Origin of the sequence: Pseudoruegeria sp. SHC-113, from assembly GCF_025376885.1 — a bacterium.
Taxonomy (GTDB): Bacteria; Pseudomonadota; Alphaproteobacteria; order Rhodobacterales; family Rhodobacteraceae; genus Pseudoruegeria.
Map to the genome: position 1 here is coordinate 2,315,890 of NZ_JAHUBR010000001.1, position 17,353 is coordinate 2,333,242.

The 17,353-nt window shown below is 64.5% G+C and carries 17 protein-coding genes; 7 read left to right on the plus strand and 10 right to left on the minus strand.

From position 1 onward, the window contains the following. The first annotated feature begins 49 nt into the window (after positions 1-49). Positions 50-1,159: an HlyD family secretion protein gene (locus KVX96_RS11450; RefSeq protein WP_261194576.1), complete on the plus strand. Its 1,110-nt coding sequence runs from the start codon at positions 50-52 to the stop codon at positions 1,157-1,159. Positions 1,160-1,194: 35 nt separating this feature from the next. After that, positions 1,195-2,463 (plus strand): DUF2254 domain-containing protein, encoded by a 1,269-nt coding sequence (locus KVX96_RS11455; protein ID WP_261194577.1) that lies wholly within the window; start codon positions 1,195-1,197, stop codon positions 2,461-2,463. A 5-nt stretch (positions 2,464-2,468) separates the two neighbouring features. On the opposite strand, the gene speB is transcribed toward KVX96_RS11455, so the two are convergent. The 4 genes from speB to speA form a co-directional block, all read right to left on the minus strand. Continuing rightward, positions 2,469-3,314: an agmatinase gene (gene speB / locus KVX96_RS11460; RefSeq protein ID WP_261194578.1), complete on the minus strand. Its 846-nt coding sequence runs from the start codon at positions 3,312-3,314 to the stop codon at positions 2,469-2,471. After that, complete coding sequence (locus tag KVX96_RS11465) at positions 3,311-4,480, minus strand: carboxynorspermidine decarboxylase (protein WP_261194579.1); 1,170 nt, start codon at positions 4,478-4,480, stop codon at positions 3,311-3,313. The genes speB and KVX96_RS11465 overlap by 4 nt, the downstream gene beginning before the upstream one ends. Before the next feature lie 115 nt (positions 4,481-4,595). Continuing rightward, positions 4,596-5,807: a saccharopine dehydrogenase family protein gene (locus tag KVX96_RS11470; RefSeq protein ID WP_261194580.1), complete on the minus strand. Its 1,212-nt coding sequence runs from the start codon at positions 5,805-5,807 to the stop codon at positions 4,596-4,598. 23 nt (positions 5,808-5,830) lie between these two features. Beyond that, positions 5,831-7,720: a biosynthetic arginine decarboxylase gene (gene speA / locus KVX96_RS11475; RefSeq protein ID WP_261194581.1), complete on the minus strand. Its 1,890-nt coding sequence runs from the start codon at positions 7,718-7,720 to the stop codon at positions 5,831-5,833. A 197-nt stretch (positions 7,721-7,917) separates the two neighbouring features. Here speA and KVX96_RS11480 point away from each other — a divergent pair, with 197 nt between their 5' ends. Genes KVX96_RS11480 through KVX96_RS11500 form a run of 5 tightly spaced genes read left to right on the plus strand, consistent with a single transcriptional unit; the run spans position 7,918 to position 11,512 of the window. Continuing rightward, positions 7,918-8,508 (plus strand): TetR/AcrR family transcriptional regulator, encoded by a 591-nt coding sequence (locus KVX96_RS11480; RefSeq protein WP_261194582.1) that lies wholly within the window; start codon positions 7,918-7,920, stop codon positions 8,506-8,508. Next, positions 8,505-9,317, plus strand: a complete 813-nt coding sequence (locus KVX96_RS11485) for an enoyl-CoA hydratase/isomerase family protein (RefSeq protein WP_261194583.1) — start codon at positions 8,505-8,507, stop codon at positions 9,315-9,317. The genes KVX96_RS11480 and KVX96_RS11485 overlap by 4 nt, the downstream gene beginning before the upstream one ends. Further along, a complete protein-coding gene (locus tag KVX96_RS11490) occupies positions 9,310-10,809 on the plus strand; it encodes a class I adenylate-forming enzyme family protein (RefSeq protein WP_261194585.1) in 1,500 nt (499 codons plus the stop codon). The genes KVX96_RS11485 and KVX96_RS11490 overlap by 8 nt, the downstream gene beginning before the upstream one ends. Then, positions 10,794-11,153, plus strand: a complete 360-nt coding sequence (locus tag KVX96_RS11495) for a MaoC/PaaZ C-terminal domain-containing protein (RefSeq protein WP_261194587.1) — start codon at positions 10,794-10,796, stop codon at positions 11,151-11,153. Before KVX96_RS11490 ends, KVX96_RS11495 begins: the two co-directional genes overlap by 16 nt. Further along, positions 11,150-11,512, plus strand: a complete 363-nt coding sequence (locus KVX96_RS11500) for a phosphate acetyltransferase (protein WP_261194589.1) — start codon at positions 11,150-11,152, stop codon at positions 11,510-11,512. Before KVX96_RS11495 ends, KVX96_RS11500 begins: the two co-directional genes overlap by 4 nt. Positions 11,513-11,625: 113 nt before the next feature. Here KVX96_RS11500 and KVX96_RS11505 read toward each other — a convergent pair whose 3' ends face one another. From KVX96_RS11505 to KVX96_RS11530, 6 genes are all read right to left on the minus strand, one after another. After that, on the minus strand, positions 11,626-12,390 hold the full coding sequence (locus tag KVX96_RS11505; protein ID WP_261194590.1) for an alpha/beta fold hydrolase: 765 nt from the start codon (positions 12,388-12,390) through the stop codon (positions 11,626-11,628). Beyond that, positions 12,387-13,451: a branched-chain amino acid ABC transporter permease gene (locus KVX96_RS11510; RefSeq protein ID WP_261194591.1), complete on the minus strand. Its 1,065-nt coding sequence runs from the start codon at positions 13,449-13,451 to the stop codon at positions 12,387-12,389. Before KVX96_RS11510 ends, KVX96_RS11505 begins: the two co-directional genes overlap by 4 nt. A gap of 1 nt (position 13,452) precedes the next feature. Further along, positions 13,453-14,484, minus strand: a complete 1,032-nt coding sequence (locus KVX96_RS11515) for a branched-chain amino acid ABC transporter permease (protein WP_261194592.1) — start codon at positions 14,482-14,484, stop codon at positions 13,453-13,455. Beyond that, entirely contained in the window at positions 14,481-15,203 is a 723-nt protein-coding gene (locus KVX96_RS11520; protein ID WP_261194593.1) for an ABC transporter ATP-binding protein, read from the minus strand. Before KVX96_RS11520 ends, KVX96_RS11515 begins: the two co-directional genes overlap by 4 nt. Next, the gene (locus KVX96_RS11525; RefSeq protein WP_261194594.1) at positions 15,196-15,960 is read right to left on the minus strand and encodes an ABC transporter ATP-binding protein; all 765 of its coding nucleotides are present in this window, start codon (positions 15,958-15,960) and stop codon (positions 15,196-15,198) included. The genes KVX96_RS11520 and KVX96_RS11525 overlap by 8 nt, the downstream gene beginning before the upstream one ends. Before the next feature lie 77 nt (positions 15,961-16,037). Continuing rightward, on the minus strand, positions 16,038-17,225 hold the full coding sequence (locus KVX96_RS11530) for a substrate-binding domain-containing protein (RefSeq protein WP_261194595.1): 1,188 nt from the start codon (positions 17,223-17,225) through the stop codon (positions 16,038-16,040). Between the last annotated feature and the right edge of the window lie 128 nt (positions 17,226-17,353).

Below are 17,353 nucleotides of genomic sequence, written 5' to 3' on the forward strand. Positions count from 1 at the left end.
ACACAGCGCGAAACAGCGCTGCGAAAACGACAAAATGGGAGGAAACCGCATGGTTCTCGTGCTGGGCGCTTACTTCGGCATCATCTGGCTGATCTTCTTCAAGTTCCGGCTGCTGCCGTGGAACCTATTTACCAAGGGGCTCTCTGTCTTTGGTGGGTTGCTCATTGCCCTGGTCGTGATCGGCGCGCTCAACCACACCGCACCCAGCGGCCCTGTTTCGGTGCAGGGCACAGCGATCAACATCGCCCCCAATGTCGCCGGGCCGGTGACGGAGGTGGCCGTCAAACCCAACCAGAGCGTGGCCGAGGGCGATGTGCTTTTTCGCATCGACGACACAACGCAGGCCGCAGAAGTCGCGCGGCTCGAAGCCTCGCTAGCCTCCGCGCAGGCCGCTGCCGAGCGCCTGCTCACCGATCTTGCGGCGGCGCAGGCCGAGATTGCCGCGCTTGAGGCCCAGCTCGACTTTGGCCGCGCCCGCCGCGACGACATCATCGAGTTGGCCGACCGCGGTGCCTCCACCGAGTTTCAGCTGCAGGAGGCTGTATCCTCCATCGCGCAGCTGGAGGCTGGCCTTCGCGCCGCCGAGGCCCGCAAGGCAGGGCTTGAGCGGCGCATCGCGGCGCAGGTCGAAGGCGTGGACGTCGGCGTAGTGGAAGTGGAGAAAGCGCTGGTGCAGGCCCGCTGGGCGCTGGAGCAAACCGTGGTGCGTGCCCCTGAAGACGGGATCGTCACCGGCGTCTCCCTGCGCCCGGGCAACCGGGTCTCGCCGTTTCAGGGCGCGATCAACTTCGTGATCCCGGCGGACCGGTCGCTGGTGGCAAGCTTTCCGCAAAGCAGCTTCCGAAACATCGCCGTGGGCGACACCGTGCTCGTGGCGCTCAGCAGCCTGCCCGGCCAGCAGTTCGAGGCCGTGATCGCTGCCATTCCGCCCGGCACGTCCGAAGGCACGGTAGATGCCCGCGCGGGCCTGCCCTCTTTGCGCGAACTGGCCGGCACCTCGCGCTTTGTCGTGGTGATGGACATCCCCGAAGGCCTGCCCGACAACGCCGCTGGCCTCGGGGCCTCCGGCAAGGCGCTGGTGATCACCGATCAGGCCGGCGGCATTGCCGCGCTGGCCAAGGTCTTGTTCTGGGTCACCAAGATGATGAACTACATCTAGAGGCAGAAACCGCCAAACAGGAGCCCCCGCGCCCGATGCCATCCCCCACCGGCCTCACCCAATTCGCCAGCTGGCTGCGCCGCACAAGCCGCATCCTCTGGGTGCGCGTCGCGCTGATGAGCGCGCTGGCGGTGGTGGCCGCGCTCTCGGCGCTGCTGCTGGATCCGCTGATCCCGCCCATGACGCAGCAGCGCTTCTCGGCGCAGAGCATCCTGCCGGTGCTGACGATCCTTGCCAATGGCATGCTCGCCGTGGCCACTTTCTCGCTCGGGGTCATGGTCAGCTCGCACCGCACGCTGGCCCAGCAGGCCACCCCGCGCATTCATCGCCTGCTACTGGAGGACACCTCCACCCAGACGATGCTGGCCACCTTCATCGGCGCTTTCGTCTATGCGCTCGTCGCCATCATCCTGTTCAACATCGGTGCCTACAGCTCCGGTGCTTCCGTCGTTGTTTTCATTGCCACGCTTGGCGTTGTGCTGGCCATTGTCGTCTCGCTGGTGCGCTGGATCGCGCGGCTCACCCGGCTTGGCAGCCTCGATTACGCGCTGGATCAGGCCGAGGCGGCGGCGGCCGAGGCGCTGGCCTATGCCCATGCCATGCCCCGGCTCGGCGCGCGCCCGCCCGAGGCGGCAGCCGGCGCGGAGCGCTTTGGCGAAACCTTCGGTGCCGCGTCGTCAGGCTATGTTCAGCGCATCGACATGGACGGCCTGCAGGAGCAGGCTGATAGCCACGGGCAAGAATTCCTGCTGCTGGCCCGCCCGGGCGATCTGGTCCTTGCCGGGCAGCCCCTGCTGAAGGCCACAGCCCTTCTGCCCGGCTGCACGCCCGAGGCCTGTTTCGAGATCGCGTCGAGCCGCTCGCACGATCAGGATCCGCGCTACGGGGTGCAGGCCCTTGGCGAAACCGCCTCGCGCGCGCTCTCGCCGGGGATCAACGATCCGGGAACAGCGCTCGAAGTGATCGCACGGCTGGAGCGTCTGTGCTGGGATTATGCCCGGCTGGAACCGGTGGAAGATCCCCCGAAATACGGCCGGCTCTACCTGCACGAGCTGAACAGCGGGCTCTTGCTCCGCGCGGGCTTTGAAGCCATCGCGCGCGATGGGGCCGGGTTTGTGGAGGTGCAATGCGCCCTCGTCGAGGCGCTCGCGACGCTTCATGGCCGGCTGCCGCCCGACGCGGACGACACGATCACCCAGCTGCTGGAGGACATCCGGGAAAGGACGGCCCGTGCGCTGAGCACGGGCCATGAGAAAACGCGCATCGAGGCTGCGCTAGCCAAGGCGACACTGGCCGCCGGCTGACTGCCTCAGACGCAGGCTGCCATCAGGCGATAGACAACCTGCGCGGCCGTGAAATCCCACGCCGCGTTGCCATCGGGCGCAAGCTCTACCACGTCAAGCCCGACGCAGCGCCGCCCTTTGAGCGCGTGTTCCACCAGACGCAGCGCCTGATAGTAGCCAAGGCCGCCGGGCACCGGCGTGCCGGTGGCGGGCATGATGGAAGGGTCGAGCCCGTCCACATCAAAGCTGACGTAAACGTCCTGCGGGAAATCCTCGGGCAGGTCGACGGCCATCAGGCCGCCCACCACCAGTTCTTCCGCGTCCACGTGGAAGACATTACGCGCGGCACGCAGGTCTTCTTCCTGCTGACACAACGCGCGGATGCCGAATTGCGCCAGCCGCGTGCCTTCCTCGGTGAGCAGGTTCATGACGGAAGCGTGGGAGTGTTTCTCGCCCTGATAGGCCACGCGCAGATCGGCGTGGGCGTCGATCTGCAGGATGCCCACCTTGCGGCCCAATGCGCGCTGCACCCCGTCCACCGCGCCATAGGTGAGCGAATGCTCACCGCCGAGTGTGACGGGGATCGCGCCCGCTTCCACCGCCGCCATGGTGCGCGCGGCGAGGCGCTCCATGATCACCGGCAGGCTGCCGGAAACATCCACCGGCGCTTCGGTGAAGACGCCGAATTTGCAGGGCTCCTTGCCCACGGTGATGCGCTCAAGCTCGTTGGAGGCCTCGATGATCGCCGCAGGTCCACCCGCCGTGCCCGCGCCATAGGAAACCGTGCGCTCCAGCGGCATCGGGATGATGCGGAATTTCGCGGCCTCCGTGCGCTCGGCTTCCGTTAGCTCGCTATCGAGAAACACGCTCATGAGAGACGCTCCTTGAAGTCTTCGTAGCCGAAGGTTTTGACGATTTTCAGCGCGTCGGTGTCGGAGTTCCACAGCGCGATGGTGGGCAGCGGCACGCCGTTAAAAGTATTGGTTTTCACCATCGAATAATGCGCCTGATCGAGGAAGGCGAAGCGCTGGCCGATGGCGAGCGGCGCGGCCCATGTGTAATCTCCGATCACGTCCCCTGCGAGGCAGGACGGCCCGCCGAGGCGGTAGGTCTGGCCCTCTTCCGCCTCCCCCAGCAAAGCGGGGCGATAGGGCGCTTCGATCACATCGGGCATGTGGCAGGTGGCGGAGATATCGGTGATGGCGAGCGGCATCAAATTTACCGGCAGATCAAGTATCTCGCCAACAAGAATACCCGCATCCAGTGCCACGGCCTCGCCCGGTTCAAGGTAGAGCTCGAGGCCGGTTTCCGCCCTGATATCTTTCAAGAAAGCGATGAGCGCCTCGCGGTCGTAATCGGCGCGCGTGATGTGGTGGCCGCCGCCAAAGTTGAGCCATTTCAGCTGTCCGAGATAGGGCGCGATCTTGGGTTTCACCGCCTCCCACGTGCGTTTCAGCGGCTCGAACCCCTGTTCGCAGAGCGTGTGCATATGCAGCCCGTCCACGCCGTCCAGCACCTCAGGCGTAAGTTGCGACACCGGCGTGCCAAGGCGCGAACACGGGGCACAGGGGTCATATTTCGGGATCTCGCCTTCGGAATGCTCGGGGTTGATCCGCAGGCCCACGCACACGCCCGCAGCGCGGCACTGATCGGCAAAGCGCGCCTTCTGGGCGGGGCTGTTGAAGATCACATGATCCGACAGCGCGATGATCTCGGCCATGTCCTCGGCCTTGTAGCCCGCGCAGAAGGTGGCGACCTCGCCGCCGTATTCCTCGCGCCCCAGCCTGGCTTCGTGGATGCCCGAGGCACAGGTGCCGCCCAGATACTGGCGCACAAGCGGGGCCAGTTCGTACATGGAGAAGGCCTTGAGCGCCGAAAGCACATGGGCGCCGGAGCGTGTGGAGACATCGGCGAGGATCTGAAGGTTGCGCTCCACGGCGGCGCGATCCACCACGAAACAGGGCGAGGGCACGCGAGACAGATCGAAGCCCGCGAAAGCCCCGGCATCGCCGGCCTGTGTTGTCATCATCTCGGCCATGAAAGGCTCCTGTCAGAAGAAATGTTCCGCCCGGCCGCAAGGCCGGGCCGCGCCGACCCGCCCCCATGGGGCGGCGCGATTGCGCCACCCCGCGGGTCTTTGCGGCCCTTCGTTCTTAGAACGAAACCGGCCCGTCCAGCTCGTGCACCTGCCATGGCAGGCCTTGGGTGTTGAGCATGTCCATGAAGTCATCCGGATCGAGCTGCTCCATGTTCCAGACACCCGGCGCGACCCAATTGCCCTTCAGCACCTGCGCCGCGCCGATCATCGCCGGCACTCCCGTGGTGTAGGACACGGCCTGACTGCCGACTTCCCGGTAGCATTCCTCGTGGTCGCAGATGTTGTAGATGTAATAGGTCTTCTCGCCCGAGCCATCCTTGGCCTGCCCCGTGGCGATGTCGCCGATGCAGGCCTTGCCCTTGGTTTCGGCGCCCAGATCGCCGGGATCGGGCAGCAGGGTTTTCAGGAACTGGATCGGGATGATCTCCTTGCCGTCATGCATCACCGGATCGATCCGCGTCATGCCGACGTTCTGCAGCACCTTGGCGTGCATGATGTAGGCGTCGCCGAAGGTCATCCAGAAGCGCGCGCGCTCGATCTCGGGAAAGTGGGTGGAGAGGCTCTCCAGTTCCTCGTGATACATCAGGTACATGTTCTTGGGCCCGATGCCGGGGAAATCGAACTCCACCTTATGGGTCATCGCCGGGGTGCCGATCCATGCCCCGTTCTCCCAATGCCGCGCCTCAGAAAGAACTTCGCGCAGGTTGATCTCGGGGTTGAAGTTGGTGGCGAACTCCTGATCGTTGCTGCCGCCATTGGCGTCCAGCACGTCGATCTGGCGGATGGTGGCGAGCTTGTGCTTCTTGAGCCATGTCGCGAACACGCTCGTCACGCCCGGATCAAAGCCCGAGCCGAGGATCGCGGTGAGCCCGGCTTCCTTGAAGCGGTCCTGATAGGCCCATTGCCAGTGGTATTCGAACTTGGCCTCATCCTCGGGCTCGTAGTTGGCCGTATCAAGGTAGTTGCAGCCCGCCTCAAGGCAGGCATCCATCAGCACCAGATCCTGATAGGGCAGCGCGAGGTTCACCAAAAGCTCCGCCCCGGTTTCCTTGATCAGGGCCACGGTGGCGGCCACGTCATAGGCATCCAGCGCCGCTGTCGCGATCTCCACGCCGGTGCGCTCCTTCACCGATTTGGCAATCGCGTCGCATTTGCTCTTGGTGCGGCTGGCCAGCGTGATCTCGGTAAAGATATCGCTGTTCATCGCCATCTTGTGCACGGCAGCATGGGAGACGCCCCCTGCCCCAACGACCAATGTCTTGCCCATGGTATACCCTCCTTGAGGCTGGTTCATTCGTAGTAGGTGTAGCCTTCGATGCTCTCACGGTAGGCTGCCATCAGCGCCTTGCGTTCGCTGGCATCGAGCTTCTTGGCCGAGGTCGCGCCATCCACCATCTTGCGGAAGGCGGCGATGCAATCCTTCGGGTCGTATTCCACGTAAGACATCACCTCGGCGATGGTGTCGCCCTCCTGCTCGTGCAGCAGATCAAACCCGCCGTCTTCGCGCAGCTCGATGGTGGCCACGTTGGTGTCGCCAAAGAGGTTGTGCAGATCGCCCAGCGTTTCCTGATAGGCGCCCACGAAGAAAACGCCGAGGTAATAGGGGCGATCCTCCGGCAGGCTGTGGACAGGGAGCGAGGGCGAAATGCCGTCGGCGAGGATGAAGCGATCAATCTTGCCGTCGGAATCGCAGGTGATGTCCGACAGCACCACGCGGCGGTCCGGCTCCATGTTCAGATCCTGCAGCGGGATGATCGGGTGCAGCTGGTCGATCGCCCAGACATCGGGCAGCGACTGGAACAGCGAGAAGTTGCAGTGGTAGATGTCGGCGAGCTTTTCCAGCTGCGCCTCGATCTCGTGGGTCGTTTCGATCTTGGGCGCGAGCACCTTGATGCGGGCCATCAGTTCCAGATAGATCCGCTCCGCCCGCGCCATCTGGCGCAGGGTAATATAGCCGCGCCGGAACATGGCGCGCAGCTCGTCGCGGTAGAAGGTGCTGTCGTTCAGGCACTCCTGCAAGCGCTCCGGCGTGAGATAGGTTTTCACGGCGGCCAGATCGACGATCAGGTGGTGATCGTCGGGCTGCGGCTCCTCTGCCGAAGGCGCATCGTAATGGGTGGCCTCCAGCACGTTGAAGATCAGCATCGAGGAAGTGGCAACCACTGCGCGGCCGCTTTCGGTCACCAGCGTCGGGTGCTCCACCCCGGCCTCATCCAGCGCATAGGCAACGGTTTCCACTACGTTGGTGCAGTATTCCTCCACCGAGTAGTTCACGCTGTTTTCGCTGGCGATCTTCTCGCCGGTGTAATCCACGCCAAGGCCGCCACCGAGATCCAGATGGGTCAGCTCCGCGCCCTCGCCCGTCAGCTCGGTGAAATAGCGGCAGGCCTCGTTCACGGCGCGGCGGACGTCGTTCACATCCGGCACCTGCGAGCCGAGGTGGCTGTGCTGAAGCTTGAGGCAATGCAGAAGGCCTTCGTCCTTCAGCTTGTCCACAACCTGCATCAGCTGATCGGTGTTCATGCCGAAGCTCGAACGATCGCCCGAGCTTTCCGCCCAGTTGCCGCCGATCCGGTGGGTGAGCTTCACGCGCACGCCCAGCAGAGGCTCCTCGCCCAGCTCGCGCACCACATCGATCACGGTATCGAGCTCCTTCGCGCTCTCCAGCACGATCACCGTGTTGAACCCCAGCTTGCGCGACAGGATCGCCAGCCGGATGAACTCCGCATCCTTCACGCCGTTGCAGACGATCAGCGCATCCTCGGCCAGCTGATGGGCCAGCGCGATCACCAGCTCTGGCTTGGAGCCCGCCTCAAGCCCGTAGGCATAGGGGCGGCCAAATTCGACGATCCGGTCCACCACCTGCGCCTGCTGGTTCACCTTGATCGGAAAGACACCCCGGTAGCTGCCGCGATAGCCAGACCGCGCGATAGAGTTGCGAAACCCCTCGTTGATGCGCTTGATCTCGGCTTCCAGAAAGGCCGTCACCCGCAGCACCAGCGGCGCCTGAATGCCGCGCGCCTCAAGATCGTGAACGATCCCCGGCAGGCTGATCTGCGGCGCGTTCTCCTGCAGCGGGTTGGTGAGCGCGATTTCGCCCTCTGCTGTCACGCTGATCAGCCCATGGCCCCAACGATCAAGCCCGTAGATCTCGCTGGCGAAATCGGTCTTTTTACCCAAGTCAAACCCTCCGGCAGCACAGGAAACAGGGCCGCGTTCATACAATGGATTCACACGCTTGCAAGGGTTTTTCACACCCGGCGAGCTTCCAGCATACCCCCTGCGCGGCTTGACGCAACCGCTGCCGAATGATAGTGAAACATGAGTCACCATTCATGTTGGTGAAAGGCATCCCAAGCGCAAGGCACAGCCGCCATATGACCGAGATCCAGCTCCCCAAAACCAAGCGCGGACGGGCGCGGCGCGAACAGATCCTGCGGGCTGCCGAAAAGGTCTTTGGCCGCCTCGGCTTCACCGATGCCTCGATCTCCGACATCACCACCGAGGCGCAGACGGCGCAGGGCACACTCTACATCTACTTCTCCGGCAAGGAAGAGATCTTTTCCCAGCTCGTGGCCGAGATGGGCGATCTGACCCGCGAACGCATCGCGCAGGCGGTGGCCGGCAGCCCCTCCCGGCTTGAGGCCGAAAAACGCGGGCTTGAGGCCTTCCTGCAGTTCGTCGCCGAGCGGCCCGAGTTGTACCGTGTGGTGGAGGAAGCCCGTTTTGTCGATCCGCAGGCCTATCACGATTACTTCTCCCGCTTCGCGCAGGCCTATCAGGATCAGCTTGAAGCCGCCGAGGCCGATGGCGAGATCCGCGCAGGCAATGCCGAGGTCCGGGCCTGGGCGCTGATGGGCATGGCCAAGACATTGGGAGAGCGCTACGTGCTCTGGGATCCCAAGGCCGATGTGCGCGCCGTGGTGGAAGATGCGTTCGACCTGATCGAAAACGGGCTGCGCAAATGAGCTGCAGCGCGCCCCTTGTGACTTTTGAGCTTCTAAAGCAGGAAGGTGGCGCGCCCTTTGGCGTGGTCAGCCTGAACGCACCCGCAAGCCACAACCGGCTCACGCCCGCCCTTCTGGCGGATTTCAACGCCGCGCTTGATAGGGCCGAAACCGCAGGCGCAGCGGTGCTCTTGATCCGCGCGGAAGGGGCGCAATTCTGCACCGGCGGCGATGTCTCCCTGTTTCTCGCCGCCGCGCGGGAAAACCGCGCCGAGACCTTTGCCGACACGCTTGTGGGCGCGCTGCACGCCCTGCTGCTGCGCCTCATCGCCTTCCCCGGCCCCGTGATCACCTGCGCTCAAGGCGCGATCACCGGCGGCGGCGCAGGGCTGCTCTTTGCCGCCGACGTGACCCTGCTCTCCGAGGACGCCTTCCTGCAGCCCTACTACGGCACGGTCGGCTTCGCGCCCGACGGGGGCTGGACGGCCCTGCTGCCCGGCCGCATCGGCGCGCAGGCTGCGGGCCAATGGCTGCTGCAGGACAGGCGCGTCACCGCCCATGAGGCCGCGCAGCTTGGCCTCAGCAGCGCGCCCTGTGCCGCCGAAACCCTTTCTAATGCCGGGTACGCCCTGGCGCGGAGCCTCAGCCAGCCAGCCCGCCTGCACACGGCCCGTGCCACCAAAGCCCTACTCTGGACAGAAGCCGCGCAAGCCGCCGCGAAGGCCGGCCTCGCCGCTGAGCAGGCCGCCTTCCGCGAAGCCATCGCCCGCCCGCACACCCGCGCCGCGATGGAGGCCTTCTGCAGCCAGAGGCAGACCGCCGATGTTTGACACCATCCCCGACATGGCCGCCAAACGCGCCGAGCTTAGCCCAGAGGCAACCGCGTTTATCGACATGGGCACCGGCAGGCAGTGGAGTTTCGCGCAGATCGAGGCCGAAGTGGGCCGGATCGCCGCCGGGCTCGTGACAGAGCTTGGCCTTGCCCCCGGAGATCGCCTTGGCGTGCTCTGCCACAACCGAGCCGAGTTTTTCATCCTGCTGATGGCCTGCCAGCGCGCGGGCGTGATCCTTGCGCCGCTGAACTGGCGTCAGCCCCCGGCAGAGCTCGCGCCCGTGGCACAGCAGATCGGCCTGCGCCACCTGCTGCATGATGCCCCCTGCGCCGCCACCGCCGAAAGCCTCGCCGCCACGCTTGGCTTGCAAACCGTCGCTTTCGACGGCCCCGCCTATGCCGCCCTTCGCAGCCATCCGCCCCTGCCGCCGCGCATGGTGGACGCCACCAAGCCCTGGTATCTGCTTTTCACCTCCGGCACCACCGGCACGCCCAAAGCCGTGATCCAGACGGCGCGGATGTGCTGGGCCAATACAGTCAACATCGGGCAGGCCATCGGGCTGACAGGCGCGGACACTTCGGTGAATTTCCTGCCGCTCTTTCACACCGCCGGGATCAACCTCTACACGATGCCCCTGTTCCTGTCGGGCGGGCGCAGCCACATCTTCCCCAAGTTCGAACCGGCCGACCTGCTGGCGCTGCTGGCCCAAGGCGAGATCACCCAGTTCTTCGGCGTGCCCGCGATCTTTCAGGCCTTCTCGCTCTCGGCGGATATGGCGCAGGTGGATTGGTCCGCCCTGCGCATGGGCTGCGGCGGCGCCCCCCTGCCCGAGCCGCTGATCCAGGTCTTCGCCGAGCGCGGCTGCCTGATCTGCAACGGCTTCGGCATGACGGAAACCGGCCCCACCGCCTTCCTGATGGACGCCGCCAGCGCTGCGCGCAAGATCGGCTCCGTCGGCAAGGCGCAGATGCTCACCGAGGTGCGGCTTGATGGCGTCGCCCAAGGCGAAACAGGCGCGGGCGAAGTGCAGATGCGCGGCCCAGCGATCACGCCCGGCTATTTTGAGAACGCTGAAGCCACGCAAGCCGCTTTCACCCCAGATGGCTGGCTCAAATCCGGCGACATCGCGCAGCGAGATCGTGAGGGCTATTACGCCATCGTGGACCGCATCAAGGACATGTTCATCTCCGGCGGCGAGAACGTCTACCCGGCAGAAGTGGAGCGCGTGCTGAACCACCACCCCGACGTGCTGGAGGCCGCCGTGATCGGCGTGCCGGATGCACAGTGGGGCGAGGTTGGCGCAGCGTACCTGATCCCGCGCGCAGGCCGCACACCGGATCTGGCCGCCCTGCCCGGCTGGTGCCGCGAACGGCTCGCCGCCTACAAGATCCCGAAAAGCTTCACCCTTGTCGAAGATCTCCCCCGCACCGCCGCCGGCAAGGTCCGCAAACCCGATCTGAAGGATCTGCACAAATGCCCGAACCCCTGACCCTGCGCTGGGTGCCCAGCCAGGCCGATTTCGACGCCTTCGCCCGCATTTCCGGCGATGATAACCCGATCCACATGGACCCGGGTTTCTCCGCCCGGACCCGCTTCGGGCGCACCGTTTCTCACGGGATGCTGATCTACAGCAAGTTCTGGGGCCTGCTGCGCAACGCCCATCCGCAGGCGCGGCAGTTCTCCCAAAGCATGATGTTTCCCAACCCTTCCTTCACCGAAGAGCCGCTCGTGCTGGACATCACCTTTCCCGCCGCCACCTCCGCCCGCTTCCGCGCCACGCGGGAAGCCACGGGCGAAGAGGTCTTCCTTGGCGAAGCGGAGGTCGCGCTGTGAAAACTGGAGATATCGCCGAACAAAGCCGCCGCTTCACCGCGCAGGACATGGTAGATTTCGCCACGCTTGCAGGTTTGAACACGGCCCCGGATCACGTGCCCGAACCGCTGATCGCAGCGCTGTTTTCCCACCTGCTGGGAGTCGAACTTCCCGGCCCCGGCACGAACTACCTGAAGCAGGACATCCGCTACCTTTCAGCGGCCCCACTTGAGTCCACCGTCACCGCACGGGTGGAAATCACCCGCCTGCGCCCGGAAAAACACCTCGTTGATCTTTGGGCCACGGCCCGTAGCGAAGATGGCACCCTCATTGCCGAAGGCCGCGCCCTCGTGCTCGCAAAAGACACCGGAAGACTTTAGAGCGGGGCTCCGCCCCGCACCCCGGGATATTTTCCGTCAGAAGATGGGGCCCCCTTCCTCTCGCACCAAATACCTCGGGGGGAGTCCTGAAAGGACGGGGGGCAGCGCCCCCCCTACCCGATCCGGGCCAGGAAGGCCGCCACGGATTGCGCAAAAGCCTCAGGCTCTTCCAGAAGGGGCGAATGACCAGAGGCTTCGAAGACCTCCGGCGTGGCTTGCGGGGCTTGGGACTTGAGCCAATCGGCAACAGCCAGCGGGTAGACGCGGCTGCGCACCCCGGCAAAAAGGCTCCAGGGCAAGGTGAGGCTGGGGATGAGCGGGCGCGCGTCCATTTCGATGAGCGAGCGCCACATCTGCACCATTTTTTGCGGGTCCTGCGCACGGATCTTGGCGATCAGTTCGGAGGCACAAGGCACGTCGCGCAGGTTGCGCCCCTCTGCGAACATGCCCTTGGCCAGCACCGGGGCGCTGGCGTGCCAATCCGCCGCGAAGCGGGCTGTGGCGGCTGCGATGCGCGCCTCAGACTGGCCTTTGAGGCCCAGCGGCCAGTCCGGCGTGCAGGTGATGCGCGGGCTCATGTCCACCGTGATCAGCCCGGCCACGCGGGCCTGACCATGATCCTGCAGGTAACGCCACGTCGCCGCCGCGCCCATGGACCAGCCGAGCAGGACGACCGGCCCCTGGATCTCTTCCAGCTGCGCCTTGATGAATGCACTGCAGCCTTCGAGCGTGGCAGCGTATTGCGGATCACACCCCCCGTGCCCCGGCAGATCCGGCGCCAGCACCTGCGCGCGCCCTTCAAGGCGGCGCGCGAGATCGGCGAAGAGGCTGCCGTCCATCGTCCAGCCGTGCAGGCAGAGGAGCGTGGGCAGGCTCACCGGGTGCGCCCTTCGCGCAGGCGGCCGACGATTCCGGAGGGGAAGAAATAGACGCTGAGCACGAAGAGGATGCCGAGCCAGAGCAGCCAGCGGTCCGGGTTGAGCAGCACGGGCAGCAGCGGCACCCCGGCGAGCGCCTCGGAGGCCGCGCCCATCAGCGACTGCAGGTAGCTTTGTGCCAGCACGAAAAGCGTCGCGCCGACCACCGCGCCATACATCGTGCCCATGCCCCCGATCACCACCATCAGCAGGATGTCGATCATGATCTCGAAGGACAGCGTGGTATCGGGCCCGACGTAACGCAGCCAAATCGCGAAGAGCGACCCGGCCAGCGCGGCGGCCACAGCCGACAGGCAGGTGGCCGCGGTGCGGTAGTAGACGACCCGGTAGCCAATCGCCTCAGTACGGAAGTCGTTCTCCCGGATGGCCTGAAGCACGCGTCCGAAGGGGGAGTTCACGATGCGCAGCAACATGAGGAAGATTACCAAAGCCCCTGTAAAGACGAGGTAATAATTGGCGATCTTGCCGTTGATGGTGACGCCGAAGAGCTTTTCATCCATGTATTTCTGCGCGGAGGTCAGCGCGCGCGGGATCTTGTAGTTCAGCCCGTCTTCGCCCCCGGTGAGGCCCGACAGCTGGCTCACCAGCACCGCCACGGCGGAGGCCACGGCAAGGGTGATCATGGCGAAGAAGATCGCGCGCACTCGCAGGGAGAACAGCCCGATCAGCAGGGCGAAGAAGGCCGCCACCAGCGCGCCCGAGAGCGTCCCCACGAGCAGCGCATCGAAACCTCGCCCCATGTGCAAGCTGGCGAGCGCCACGCCGTAGGCGCCCATGCCGAAGAACATTGTATGGGCGAAGCTCACGATGCCCGCGTAGCCGAGCAAAAGGTCGTAACTGGCAACAAGCACGATGAAAATGCAGATCCGTGCGGCTGTATCCAGCGACCGCGTGCCGGGAAAGAGGAAGGGTGCGAAGGCGAGGCCGATGAGGATGGCGAGCAGGACCAAGGCCAGCACAGGGCTGCGCGGGCGGTCGCCGGAGATGAGTTTGATCAGCATATCACTTCGCCTTCACGACAGGCATCATGCCCTGCGGACGCCACATCAGGATGGCAACCATCAGGCCGATATTGGAGATGAGCGCGAGCTTGGGTTCCAGGAAGGCCACGTAGTTTTGCAGCAGCCCCACCAGAAGTGCTCCGATGAAGCAGCCCTCTACCGAACCGAGCCCGCCGATGATCACCACGATGAACACCAGAACCATGATGTTGGCCCCCATATGGGCGGTGATGACCTCTTGATAGAGGCCCCACATCACCCCGCCGAGGCCGGCAAGCGCGCTTCCGGCGATGAAGACCCCGATGAAGACGATGCGCAGCCGGTAGCCAAGCGCCTCGACCATTTCGCCGTTCTCAACGCCCGCCCGCACGATCAGGCCGATCTTGGTGGCACGCAGCACGTAGCGCATGGCGAGGAAGAGGATCAGGCCGAAACCTACCGCAACCAAACGATATTTCTCGATCGCGGCCCCTGCGAATGTGATGGCGCCTTTCAGCGCTTCGGGGCGGGTGAGGAAGATCTCTTCCGGGCCCCAGAGCATGACGATCAGCTGTTCGATGATGATCAGCCCGCCCATGGTGACAAGGATCTGCTTCAAGTGCGCGCCATAGACAGGCTCAACGATCACCTTTTCAAAGGCCCAGCCCAAGGCCCCCGTTGCCAGCATTGCGGCAAGAACGGCCAGCAAGAGCACGGAAAGATTGAGGAAAAGCGAAGGTGAGGCCGTCAGGCTGCCCATGGCGAGCAGCACGGAGATGCCCACGAAAGCACCCACCGAGATGAAGGCGCCATGGCCGAAGTTGATCACGTCCATCAGGCCGAAAACAAGCGTCATGCCCGAGGCCATGATGAAGATCATCATGCCCATGGCGAGGCCCGAGACGGTAAGCGTGAGCCACGAGGAGGTGGCCGGAATGGCAAGGAAGCCGAGCAAGGCCAGCACCGGCACCAGCAGCAGCGGCATGGCTTTGCCGAGGCGATCAGTGAGGCTGGTCTGCGCGAAGGTCGGGGTATGATCGGGGGCGGCGCTCATGAGGCCTCCATGTTCAGGCCCATCAGGCGTTCCTGCAGGGCGGCATCTGCGGCAAGCTCTGCCATCGGGCCGCTCCAGGCGGTGCGGCCATCGTCCATCACGACGCAGGCATCGCCCAGCATTTTGGCGACGGCGAAATTCTGTTCCACCAGCAGGATCGACGCGCCTTGCGCTTTCAGATCGCGCAGGGCGGCGGCCATAGTCGCGATGATGGCGGGGGCGAGCCCCTTGGTGGGTTCGTCGATCAGGTAGAGCTTGCGCTCCTCGATCATGGCGCGGGCGATCGAGAGCATCTGCTTCTGCCCGCCCGAAAGGTTGCCGGCCTCGCTCTTCCAGAAGGTGCGCAGGGGCGGAAAAGCGCCGAAGATCCACTCCAGCCGCTCCGGCTTGATCGGGCCGGAGGCCGCGGCGAGGATCATGTTTTCCTCTACTGTAAGATCGGTGAATATCCCCATGTTTTCAGGCACAAATCCGATGCCGGAGCGGGCAATCACAGGGGTCGGCAGCGCGCGGATGTCCTGCCCGTCAAACAGGATCGCCCCCTGATGCGCCTTCCAAAGGCCCATGATCGTGCGCAGCGTCGTTGTCTTGCCGACGCCATTGCGGCCCAGCAGCATGGTGACCTGCCCGCGCGGCACCTCCAGATCCACCCCTTGCAGGATGTGGTATTGCGCGATGTTGGTGTAAACGCCCTCAAGGCGCAGGATCGGATCAGACATCTTCCAGCGCCTTTCCCATGTAAGCTTCCTGCACCACGTCGCTGGCCATGACTTCCACCGGCTGACCATCAGCGGCCAAAGCACCGTTGTGCAGCACGATGATGCGGTCCGCGAGCGTGCGGATCACGTCCATCTTGTGCTCCACGAGCAGGATGGTGCGGCTTTTGTCGGCCTTCAGTTCGGCGATCAGATCCAGCACCACGGGGGCTTCATCCACGCTCATGCCGGCGGTTGGCTCGTCGAACATGTAGACAAGCGGATCGAGCGCGATCAGCAGGGCCACTTCCAGCTTGCGCTGGTTGCCGTGGGAAAGCTCCGAAACCGTCTGGTCGCGGTAGGCGGTGAGGCGCACGCGGTCCACCACGGCCTCGGCGGCCTCAAGGATTTCGGCGTGGCTGTCGGCCATGGTGAAAAGGCTGAAGCCCTTCTGCGCCTTGGCCTGGATCACCAGCCGGACGTTTTCCAGCACCGAGAGGTTCGGAAACAGGTTCGTCAGCTGGAAGGCGCGGCCGATCCCGGCGCGGGTGCGCTGCGCCACGGAGGCGCGGCTGATGTCGCGCCCGTTGAGGCGCACGGTGCCGCCCGTGGCCGGGATCTGGCCGGAGATCAGGTTGAAATAAGTGGTTTTTCCCGCACCATTGGGGCCGACGATGGCTGTCAGCTCGCCGGGGGCGAAGGCGCAACTCACGGCGTCAACGGCCACATGGCCGCCGAACCGCACGGTGAGATCGCGGGTTTCCAGAAGAGGCTGTGTCATGGAGGATCCGAGGCAGGCGTACCGCCCTTTGGGGTTCGGGCGGGGGAGGCCCCCCGCCCCTGTAGTTTGGCTGAGGCTTACTGGTTGCGGATCGGGATCGGCATGTCCTTGATCGTCAGCTCGCGCACGAGCTCGGGCACGCCATAATCCACGCCGTCTTTCACCACCGTCTTGAAGTGATACATGCTCTGAAGCGCCTGATGATCTTCCGGGCGGAACATCATTTTGCCCTTCGGCGTTTCCCACTCCATGCCTTCCATGGCGGTGATGAGATCCTCGGTGTCGGTGGAGCCGGCTTTCTTCAGCGCTTCCACAACAGCGATGCCAGCCGACATGCCGCCTGCGGTGAAGAAATCCGGCGGGCTGTCGAAGCGGGCGAAATGCTCTTTCACCAGCCAGTCGTTCACCGGGTTCTGCGGAATCTCGTAGTAGTAATACGTCGCCCCTTCCATGCCCGGCAGTTCCTTGTAGGCCGTCAGCGCGGCCAGGATGTTGCCACCGGTCGCGATCTCGATGCCGAAGCGCGAGGGATCCATCGCGTTGATCTTGCCCATCGGGTTGCCGCCACCGGCCCAGATGATGAAGAGCTTCTTCTCGCCCTCCAGATCCTTCATCGCGGTGAAGATGCGTTCCGCAGCCGCGGTGAAATCAGTGGTGTCGGTGGGCACGTATTCCTCATGCGCGATCTCGGCGCCCGTGGTTTCCAGCGCCTCGCGGAAGGCCGACACGCCATCGCGGCCAAAGGCGTAATCCTGCGCCAGCGTTGCCACATGGACGTTCTCGCCCCCCAGCGCCACGGCATTGGCCACGGCATCCTGCGAGGAGTTGCGCCCGGTTCGGAAGATGTAGCGGTTCCAGTTCTCGCCGGTGATGCTGTCGGCCACAGCAGGCTCAACGATCAGGATCTTCTCGTATTCCTCGGCGACGGGCAGCATGGCCAGCGCCACGCCCGAGCTCACCGGCCCCACCGCCAGATCGACCTCGTCATCGCCATAGGCCTCTTCCAGCAGCGCCTTGCCGATGTCGGGCTTGAGCTGGGTGTCCTTCTCGATGATGACGATCTTCTCGCCATTCACTTCCATCGTGCCGCCGGTGGCATATTCGATGCCCAGTTTCAGCCCCTCGTGGCTCTGCTTGGCATAGGCCTCGAACGGGCCGGTCTTGCCATAGACATGGGCGATCTTGATATCGGCCAGCGCCGGGGTGCCAAGCGCGCAGGCCAGCGCCACCCCCGACAGAAGCCCGTTCATCTTCGTGCGTTTCATGTGTGTCTCCTCCCCGAGAACAGATCCCCTGCCCGGTGCGTCGGGCTGCGATCCAAAAACATGATTAATGATTCATATTTCATGTTTACTGCCAGAGAGGAGATTCGGTCAACGTTGATTCACGCAAA

Excerpts from the sequence above, each read along its gene's own strand:
- KVX96_RS11450 (WP_261194576.1), top strand. The coding sequence starts at position 50 with ATGGTTCTCGTGCTGGGCGCTTACTTCGGCATCATCTGGCTGATCTTC.
- KVX96_RS11455 (WP_261194577.1), top strand. The coding sequence starts at position 1,195 with ATGCCATCCCCCACCGGCCTCACCCAATTCGCCAGCTGGCTGCGCCGC.
- speB (WP_261194578.1), bottom strand. The coding sequence starts at position 3,314 with ATGAGCGTGTTTCTCGATAGCGAGCTAACGGAAGCCGAGCGCACGGAG.
- KVX96_RS11465 (WP_261194579.1), bottom strand. The coding sequence starts at position 4,480 with ATGGCCGAGATGATGACAACACAGGCCGGCGATGCCGGGGCTTTCGCG.
- KVX96_RS11470 (WP_261194580.1), bottom strand. The coding sequence starts at position 5,807 with ATGGGCAAGACATTGGTCGTTGGGGCAGGGGGCGTCTCCCATGCTGCC.
- KVX96_RS11480 (WP_261194582.1), top strand. The coding sequence starts at position 7,918 with ATGACCGAGATCCAGCTCCCCAAAACCAAGCGCGGACGGGCGCGGCGC.
- KVX96_RS11485 (WP_261194583.1), top strand. The coding sequence starts at position 8,505 with ATGAGCTGCAGCGCGCCCCTTGTGACTTTTGAGCTTCTAAAGCAGGAA.
- KVX96_RS11490 (WP_261194585.1), top strand. The coding sequence starts at position 9,310 with ATGTTTGACACCATCCCCGACATGGCCGCCAAACGCGCCGAGCTTAGC.
- KVX96_RS11495 (WP_261194587.1), top strand. The coding sequence starts at position 10,794 with ATGCCCGAACCCCTGACCCTGCGCTGGGTGCCCAGCCAGGCCGATTTC.
- KVX96_RS11510 (WP_261194591.1), bottom strand. The coding sequence starts at position 13,451 with ATGCTGATCAAACTCATCTCCGGCGACCGCCCGCGCAGCCCTGTGCTG.
- KVX96_RS11515 (WP_261194592.1), bottom strand. The coding sequence starts at position 14,484 with ATGAGCGCCGCCCCCGATCATACCCCGACCTTCGCGCAGACCAGCCTC.
- KVX96_RS11520 (WP_261194593.1), bottom strand. The coding sequence starts at position 15,203 with ATGTCTGATCCGATCCTGCGCCTTGAGGGCGTTTACACCAACATCGCG.
- KVX96_RS11525 (WP_261194594.1), bottom strand. The coding sequence starts at position 15,960 with ATGACACAGCCTCTTCTGGAAACCCGCGATCTCACCGTGCGGTTCGGC.
- KVX96_RS11530 (WP_261194595.1), bottom strand. The coding sequence starts at position 17,225 with ATGAAACGCACGAAGATGAACGGGCTTCTGTCGGGGGTGGCGCTGGCC.